General features: G+C 59.6%; 7 protein-coding genes and 2 pseudogenes. 3 read left to right on the forward strand and 6 right to left on the reverse strand.

Translation table 11 applies throughout. The features are described from left to right. Positions 1-51: 51 nt before the first annotated feature. Complete coding sequence (locus QOC89_RS13830) at positions 52-516, reverse strand: YsnF/AvaK domain-containing protein (RefSeq protein WP_323045527.1); 465 nt, start codon at positions 514-516, stop codon at positions 52-54. Between the two features lie 78 nt (positions 517-594). Further along, positions 595-1,311: a hypothetical protein gene (locus tag QOC89_RS13835; protein ID WP_323045528.1), complete on the reverse strand. Its 717-nt coding sequence runs from the start codon at positions 1,309-1,311 to the stop codon at positions 595-597. Positions 1,312-2,061: 750 nt separating this feature from the next. Between QOC89_RS13835 and QOC89_RS13845 the strand changes: the two genes are divergently transcribed. From QOC89_RS13845 to QOC89_RS13855, 3 genes and pseudogenes are all read left to right on the forward strand, one after another. Further along, positions 2,062-2,526 (forward strand): hypothetical protein, encoded by a 465-nt coding sequence (locus QOC89_RS13845; protein ID WP_323045530.1) that lies wholly within the window; start codon positions 2,062-2,064, stop codon positions 2,524-2,526. A 677-nt stretch (positions 2,527-3,203) separates the two neighbouring features. After that, positions 3,204-3,734 (forward strand): CinA family protein, encoded by a 531-nt coding sequence (locus QOC89_RS13850; protein WP_323045531.1) that lies wholly within the window; start codon positions 3,204-3,206, stop codon positions 3,732-3,734. An 86-nt stretch (positions 3,735-3,820) separates the two neighbouring features. After that, positions 3,821-4,087, forward strand: a pseudogene (locus QOC89_RS13855) (hypothetical protein); the annotation flags it as partial. Positions 4,088-4,160: 73 nt separating this feature from the next. Here the strand turns inward: QOC89_RS13855 and QOC89_RS13860 are convergent. The 4 genes and pseudogenes from QOC89_RS13860 to QOC89_RS13875 form a co-directional block, all read right to left on the reverse strand. Further along, the gene (locus QOC89_RS13860; RefSeq protein ID WP_323045532.1) at positions 4,161-5,303 is read right to left on the reverse strand and encodes a porin; all 1,143 of its coding nucleotides are present in this window, start codon (positions 5,301-5,303) and stop codon (positions 4,161-4,163) included. A 509-nt stretch (positions 5,304-5,812) separates the two neighbouring features. Next, positions 5,813-8,065 (reverse strand): LPS-assembly protein LptD, encoded by a 2,253-nt coding sequence (locus QOC89_RS13865; RefSeq protein ID WP_323045533.1) that lies wholly within the window; start codon positions 8,063-8,065, stop codon positions 5,813-5,815. Between the two features lie 152 nt (positions 8,066-8,217). Further along, positions 8,218-8,391 carry a BamA/TamA family outer membrane protein gene (locus QOC89_RS13870; protein WP_323045534.1) on the reverse strand — a complete coding sequence of 58 codons (174 nt, stop codon included), beginning with the start codon at positions 8,389-8,391 and terminating at the stop codon, positions 8,218-8,220. Beyond that, a pseudogene (locus QOC89_RS13875) lies at positions 8,374-8,554 on the reverse strand (POTRA domain-containing protein); the annotation flags it as partial. The gene QOC89_RS13870 and the pseudogene QOC89_RS13875, both read right to left, overlap by 18 nt.

Consider the following 8,554-nt stretch of genomic DNA (forward strand, 5'->3'; position numbering starts at 1 on the left):
AGGGTGCCTGAGATGGCTTTCTGTTTTTGCGCAACGGCCGTTCCCGCCGCCTCACGCGTGAGGGCCATCCTCGCGCTGCCATTCCCCGTCAGGGCCTGTGCGACGCTCGACCACGAGTTCCTCGTCCTGCAGGACGATGTTCTGTAATGTCTGCTCGACGCTCGCGGTGGTCGTCACGCGAACCTCTTCCTTCAGCGTCAGCTGCATCGTGACAACCGGCACGTACCCGTACACCGGGATGATGAGCGTGTCGCCTTCCTGCCGGGGTTCATCCCTGCGGTCAACGGCCCGACCCACAGGTATCCGTTCGACGGTCACTTTCTCGCTTCGCAGCGAAACCGGCACGGCGCGCATATCTTCGTGCACGACCGTGCGAACCCGCACCGCTCCGGTTTCGGTCGATTTCACGCCTACTTCCAGTTCCTCCCTGACCGCCGCCACGCGCAATTCACTTTCCGGTCGACCGTCAGGCACAACGTGTGAAGCGGACGGCGTCAACATAGGATCCCGTTCCATGGTGATTCTCCAGTTGGAAAAGCCGGAGCACGGCCCCGGCTCATGATTTCTCCGGCCCTGGGCCGCCTGAAGCTTCGGCTAGAGTGGGGGGGCCGGTCGCACAACGCGGCTACGAGCCGACACCGCATCCTCCCGAACACCGGCGCCGCCCGCATCTTCAAACGGCGGCTGGTGACGGAACCCTGCGCTTCCGGAGACGGCGGCGATAATCGCGCCGACCACCAGCGCGGCGAATGAGAACCAGCTCGCACGGGCGACAGCGCGGGCGGCGGTGTCTGCCGCCTGTCGCGCGTCCTGTTCGGCTTGAGGACTGGACGCCGCGGAAGCAGCCGACGCGACGGCTGCCTGAACCTGCTGCTTCGCGGAATTCACGAGATCGCCGGCGGCACCGTTCTGGTTAGCGGCCGTGGCGCTGACCTGTGCACCGGTCGATGCGACGCTGCCTGCCGTGTTCACCGCGCCCGCAAGCAGCGAGGACATGCCATAGACGACGAGCAAGGTCATCACTGCCCAGGAAAGCAGCCCGTGCAGCCAGCCAAGAACAGGGGCGCAACGGCCGGCGAAATACGAGCCGACAAAAACGGCAAGCACCGTCGTGATAATGACCCATGCGCCGGAGCCGAAACCGAAGCCGTGCAACGGGTTTGGTTGCGACAACGGAGAAATCAGCGAAGCGCCGATCGCGGTTCCAAGTACGCTCATGATGAGATACACGATTGAGGATAGGATGACACCGGCGATAACGGAACCCCAGGAGAGGCGCGGCAGTCCGTCCTGAGTGGTGAGAAGTTTCATGGCAATTTCCTGGATTGGTTAGAACGGCACCGCCCGCAACTGGCTCGACGGCGGGCAACTTCGGTGCGCAAGCAGAATGCCCGGCCGAAGAGGAATCATGGGTCCCCTATGCGTAGCCCGGCCTGGGGGAGACGAGATGTCGTCCCGGCACGTCTGCAGTCGTATCACGCCCGGGTGCGTAGAGACCGAACGAGACGGTCCGCTCGCAGGAAATACCAGGTCAATATCGACATCCCGTCACCGCCTTTTGCATCGCGCGTGCCCCTATGCGCGGGAGCGGCGTCAGCAGGCTCGCTCGGGTCTGATCGTTGCTGCTGCATTTGTGCCCGCCATTCCCAGGAGAACTTCATGGCAACCCAATCGCAATCGCAACCGGACGCACCATCGCAATCACAGGGACAAAGTTCCGAACAGAGCGGGTCCACACCGGGTGAACCGGCGGCAGACCCGGGCACATTCAAAACCGACGTGTCAGAAACAGATGACGAAGGCACGACCGTACGCGAAGCGGACGTTCGCGAAGACGACTTGTCGGAAGGAGGAGCATCCGAGTCTGACAGGCAGTCCTAGTTGCAACGGATCAGCGCCTGGACGCAGTAGGCGGGCCCAGCAAAGCGCCCGCCTACGTTCATGCACCGACGAGGCCAATGGCACGCAATCGCGCACCCCGCCGCGCTGGCGGGTGCGTCTGCGTCCATCCTCAAGACGAAAACTAAAAGGCACACCGGAGGCCCGCCAATGGCCACGATCATGACTATTTTTCGGCGCGCTGCGGTGTCCGGCACCGCAGGGGGCTGCGCCGCCGCAGTCACCGCCGCCTGCCGCGCGGCCGGCGATGGCAGCACGCCCTATGCACCGATCAACGCCGTTGCGCATTGCCTGTGGCCAGGCAGTGCATTTAGCGAAACCGGTCCGAGCGCCCGATTCACGCTGACGGGTCTGGCCATCCATCAATCGTCCGCCGTGTTCTGGGGCATTCTGTATGAAGCATGGATGGCGCATCGACACAGCGGCGATCGCCCTCGTGCGGACGCCACGGCAGCGATCGCGTGTGCCGGGGCGACTGCAGCGCTTGCCTATACGGTCGACTATCACGTGGTCCCAAAGCGTCTGACGCCGGGCTTCGAAGCGCACCTTTCGCGCCGCTCCATGTTCTGGGTTTACGCGGCCATGGGAGCCGGCTTTGCCGTCGCAGCCCTGTGCCGCAACACGTAACGTAGCGGGCTGACGGTGGCGCGTCATGCTGCGCCGCTTGGCGCACGTGCGACTTGTGGGTCCTGCAATACACCGACAATGCTTCGTGCTTGAGGGACCCAGCAGCGACCCGCGAACGCCGTCTTTTTTGTTCCTGCTTTTGTAAGCGTTACGCGCAAGCGCTGTACGCCTTACAGCAGAAGCCGGCCCCCTATTACCGCGGCTCAGCCGGCGAACGTTTCGACATGGCCGCCGCAGCCCAGACGGCGCCGATCCCCAGGATCAGTGCGAGAGTCCGAGGCCGATGCAGCGCGGACTGCGTGTAAACGCTCGTCTCCAAAACGCGGCTCGCCCGGGCCGATCTTTCGTTCTCCGGAAAGTGCGTACGGACACTGGGTCGTCCGGTAAGACGCATCACCCATACCCGGCGCTGGCTCGCGGCATTAATTTTGCGCATGTATCCACGTCAACCGGAGTACTGTCATGAGCCATTTTTCTTTGCGTCCGATATTACGGGTCCTGCCCGTTTGCCTGCTATGCATGAGCGCCATTGGCTGCAAGCCGTCACCTGAAAGAGCGTCCGGGCCCGGCAGCAGCTCGGCGATCAACCCGGCCGCGTCCGCGCCGGCCGCGTCGCATTAATAACATCATGGAGCGGATCGCAGCGGTGACGCGTCCTCATCCTGGCCGGAGGTGTCATGAACATTCCCACGCAGGTCGTGTCATTCCTGTCGTCGCGGGGACTGAAGCTGGCTACTGCGGAGTCATGCACCGCAGGACAGATCGCATCGTATCTCGCAAGCGTACCGGGCAGCGGGGAGTGCCTCGATGTCGGCTTCGTGAGCTACTCGCCTTCAGGAAAGATGGGCTTCCTCGGCGTGCAGGAATCGACCATGAAGCAGTACGGTTTGACCAGCGAGGAAGTCGCCCGCGAAATGGCTGAAGGTGCGCTTCGTCAGGACGGCTGTTGCGCCGACGTCGTGGTCTCCAATACAGGTCTTGCCGATAGCGGGCCCGACGGTGGTCCGCCGGCGGGCACCCAGTGCTTTGCATGGTCTTTCCACACGCGGGACGGGGGCACGGTCACCTTCTCCGAAACGCGGCGCTTCGCCGGCGACAGAAACGACGTCCGTTCCGCAGCGGCGCTGTACGCGCTCGCGCGCGTCGAACACTACTTCAACCAGCTTCCGTCAGTTAGCCGGGAACGACATGCGAGGTCTGCCCCATGAACCTGTCACATTCTCCTATCGACGACGGACGGCAACAGACAGTTATCAAGGAGCTCGGTGTTTCGCGCAATGGCTTTCGTAACCGGGTTACCGGGTTGATCCAGCAAGGAAGGATTGAGCCCGGCGGGATCAAGGAAATGTTGATCCACTCGATTCGGTCCGACCAGACAATGGCCGCACTCGGTGTGTCGGCCAAGTACAACGCCGACTGGAACTTTCTCTGCTCTTTGCGTGATAAGGGACGGGTCGAGATCGGGGCACGGCTCGAGAAGAACTACCAATACATCGGCCACTGCGTCCCAGTTACAGGACCGGCAACAAATTCGACTACGAAAATCAGACGGTCCATTTAACGACGCTAGCGGCTGAATTGACGCGCCCACACCCTCGTGAGCGCATCGCCTTTCAGATAGCAAATTAACTCGATCAGAATCGCACGCGTATGCCCGCAGTGACGGCCACCTGCTCGTTCGAACTCGACATCGATAGCCCATTGATCACCGCATGGATGCCGCTGTCGCCAGTGTCGCTGACATGCTGATACACACCCTGAAGATAAACGTCGGTGCGTTTGGACAGCGCATAGTCCGTCTGCAGCGTAAACTGGTTCCACTTCGGCGCTACGCCGTCGATGCGACTGTCGGTAAAGGTATAAGCCGCGGAAACCGAGAGCGCCGGAGTCAAGTTGTAGCGTCCATTCAGTTCATAGTTGCTGAAGCGCGCACTATTATCGATCAGGGAAAGTCCATTCGACGTGCCGGACGCCGAGGCTCCGATTCCCGTCAGATTACCAATGATCGATTGTGTAAAGACGAGGCCCACCGTAGCGTTAGCAAACGCATAGTTTGCGCCCGCGCCCCACGTGCGCTGAACGCCAGACGTAAAGGTCACGTCGTTAGTTACCGCTCCGCCCGAGTTCAGGTCCGTCCCGCTGTTGTTGAGCTGCAAATAGCCAGCAGCAAAGTTGATAGGACCATAGTTGTACGAGGCGCCCATGCTGTACGCCCGGTTTGTCGCGAAGTTGCCCGCGCTATTCGAGAAACCATACAGGCCGCCGAATTTGAGGCCGCCATAGTTCACGCTTGCGTACTTGATCGAATTGTTGATGCGGAAAGAATTGTCGAGGTTGTCGTTATCAAACGGATGAGCAGCTTGTGTTCCCCCGTATCCCGTACCCGTGAGCGAAAGAGGAGCAAGGTAATCGACCACTGAATCGTACTGACGGCCCAGCGTGACAGCGCCAAATTGCTCGCTCGACAGACCAACGAACGCCTGTCGTCCAAATTCGAGGCCATTCTGACCCAGTTTTCCATTGGCGATATTGAAGCCGTTTTCAAGCACGAAGACAGCATTAAGACCTCCGCCCAGGTCTTCGCTTCCGCGCAGACCGAATCGACTGCCATTGACCGATCCACTCGTCTCCTGAAAGTTGCTGCTACCGCCCTGGTTATTCGTGTACGTCAAGCCGGCATCGATAAGGCCGTAGAGTGTCACGCTGCTTTGCGCGTGAGCAATGGTTGCGAGAGAAAACGCGCTCGATGCTCCGAGCACCATAAGAGTTCTTTTCATCAACATCTCCTTCAAGGAAAATGTACCGCGCATGGCGAATGCCATTCCGACGTGGCCATTACGCGGCAAGGCAACGGGCTGATGGCACTGCACCCGTTGATCAGCGATTAGAACCGAATGGAGAACGCTCACTGTGGGGCGTTGACAACGCCTGCGTTTACCGGCTGTTTCGCAAGCCGATGCTTGTAACAATGGCTTCCCCCGCTGACTGTTCGTTCATGCCAGCCAGAAGTCCTTCCGATACGGGCTGACGTCATGCAGCGATGCGAGAAACCTCGCGCAGCCGTCAATGAGACCGTCACGCGCCGAAACTCTGGATAAGGTCCAGGAAGGACTGTCAGCTACTGATGGCCATGCGAGATGAGCCGTTGACCCGAGAGCAATCAATGGATGCATCAGGCGCCTCGTATGCGATGCGCGAACGATTTCCTCGCCGCACGCACAACCCGACCTCATCCGGAATGGAGTCGGCGCGACTTTGAAAATCGCTCGACCGGTCACTTCGCAGATTATGGGTAGTTCGAGAAGCGCGATCCAGGCAATGCGGCCGGTGCGACCGAATAGCCCGGAATACTTGCACGGAATTGTTGCTGCAATCCATTATCGATGTGGCTCAACCCATTGAGTTGCAGTTCCATCATCACGCGGGTGCCTGTAGTGGGTGTCGTTGTCGAACTGACGTTCGTGTACTTTTGAAAGGCAAGGCTAACGCCCCAACAGTCAGCTTGGTACTGGAGGCCAATCACCCCGGAGAGCAACCGATGACTGACAATGTCGTAGTCGATCTGACCGACACCAGATAAGCGCCGCGTCAATGGCCACTGCCCTGAGAGCAGAACCTGGTTCTCCGTCTCGTCGTCGAGTGTCGCATTGGCTCTCGCGTACAGGTACGCCGCGTTGAGGGTCTTCCCGTCGGCGAGCTTCCACCCAAGGCCAATCGTCGCCTGCGTGAACTCCTCGCTTGACTGGTTGTATTCGATTCCTTGCTGAACCGACACGGTGCCGATGTTCAGCGAGTCGCCGGCGATAAGATTCGACGGACCAACCGTCGGCGGCGAATCCCCCGTCATCGTCACCTGCGTGTTCCGGAAGTAGTATTCCTGCGCGAGAACAAAGCGCGCCAACTCGTTACCGTTCGCGGCATCGACGAAGCGCGTGGTGAGTGCCGCCGTGATGCGGTTCATATCCGATACGCGGTCGCCGCCGACAAAGCGATTGCTTGTGAAAACCTCAGAGAGACCGAAGTCGAGTGGCGCGGTGTCGAAAATGGGCGCGTAATTCTGGTTTCTGTACGGTGTGTAAACGTAATAGAGTCGAGGTTCCAGCGTCTGGATCAGACCGACACCGAAGAGATTCACATTGCGCTCGAACGTCATACCGGAATCGAACGATAGCGTCGGCACGTTGAAGCTGTACGTCTTTGGTTGGCCCGACGGCGCATCCGCGCCGATTGAACTCAGGTCGTATGAAGCAACATGCCACTGCAGTTTGGGTATCGCATACCAGCCGGGCCTCTCGAACTCATAGCTGACATAGGGGTCGAACAGAAGCCGCTCGCCTTGCGTCGAATTTGCAACCGGGATCGTAAAGCGCGTTGCGTTCCATGTCGCGCCGAAGTCGAAGCCCTCGACATCGTAGCGCGCGTACTTGACGTTCACTTCCGGCTCCCGGTTATACGGTGGCGTCGTATCGGAGAACGACTGCCAGTACTGCGCGCGCGTCAGCACAGACCAGGGTCCGTAGTTGAAAGCAACGCCCGCTTCCTGCTGGAACAGGCTTTGGCCGCCGAACACCACCGAGTTCGAATTCGCGAGATCCGTCGTCACATTCGCATCTGAAACGCGATGGTAGTTCACATAGGCAGAGAAACCTGCACCCAGTGTCTGTTGATCCTGAAAGGAAATCGAGTAACGATCGGTGTTCGTCAATGCATCGTGCGGAAGATAGGCCAATGACAGCGACCCGGAATACGACGGCGTCAGATAACGATACTCGGTCGTCAGCATCACGCCGCGTTTCGACATCAGGCGTGGTGTGAGTGTCAGGTCATAGTTCGGTGCGAGATTGAAGTAGACGGGCACCGCGGCATCGTAGCCGTTGGTCGAGCTAACTGAGAACGTAGGCGGCAGAATGCCGCTTTGACGTGTCCCGTCGAGGGGAAACGACAACCACGGCGAGGCGAAGATCGGTACGCCGAAAAAAAACAGAACGCCGTTATGCGCAACGCCGTTGTCTTTCGCATGGTCGAGCTCTAGCCGCGACGCACGCATATACCACGTCGGATCGTCGACACACTGGCACGTCGTATACGTGCCGTCGTAAAGCGTTTCTTGCTGATCGTCGTGCAGTTCAATGAGGGAACCGCTGCCCCTGCCGTCGCCCAGAATGAAATGGTATCGCGGGGTGGTCATCATGCCTTCGTTCGCATCGACACGGAGATGCGCGTAGGGTCCCTCAAACTGATTTCCGTTGCGAGTCAGCACCACGTGGCCGAATGCATCCGCCACGTCCTGATCTACGTCATAATGGATCGCGTCAGCCTGTACGATAGCGGTGGCACGACGCAACTCGGCACCGCCCTTCAGTGACAGATCCGCATCGTATGTACCCGAGACTTCGCTACCGAGACCGAAAGTCAGGGCCGACATGCCTGGCGCGAGCGGATGCTCGTCAAGCTGCGGCGCGAGCAACCGGCTCCATGGGTCGTTCGTCTGTTCCAGCTGCGCGGCTATGCTGCTGGATTGCGCGTACACATGATTCATGCATACAGGCAGCAGCAATAGGACATCGAGCGACCGTCTGAGTATCCACGAGCGCACGCGACGCACGACGGGAGCACCATGGACCAGCGAGACGGCGCAGCAGAGGGGCCTGAGCACGAAAACGACTGCCCTTCCAGATATGGAGCGCAAAGTCACCCGCCTTCCTGGAAGGACGTTCCGATACGAATCTGGAACTTCTGATACTGGTCGCCGGCATGCCGGACAATCGGAAGCGCATAGTTGAGCTTGAGCGGACCAATCGGCGAGATCCACTCAAGACCCACCCCGTAGCTATAACGCAAGCCATTCGTGCGATCGTCAAACACGTGATTGCCGACGAAGTTGATCTGGCGAATTTTTGCACTCGGACCTTCAACAACCGAAAACAATACGCCAACACGATTCCTGTCGATTGGCGAAATCGTTGTCGTCACGTCGGCTGCATAGTAGCCGCGTGTCAGGTATTGACGTTTCAGTTCCTGCTCGGCC

It is taken from the genome of Paraburkholderia sp., assembly GCF_034668105.1.
Taxonomy (GTDB): Bacteria; Pseudomonadota; Gammaproteobacteria; order Burkholderiales; family Burkholderiaceae; genus Paraburkholderia.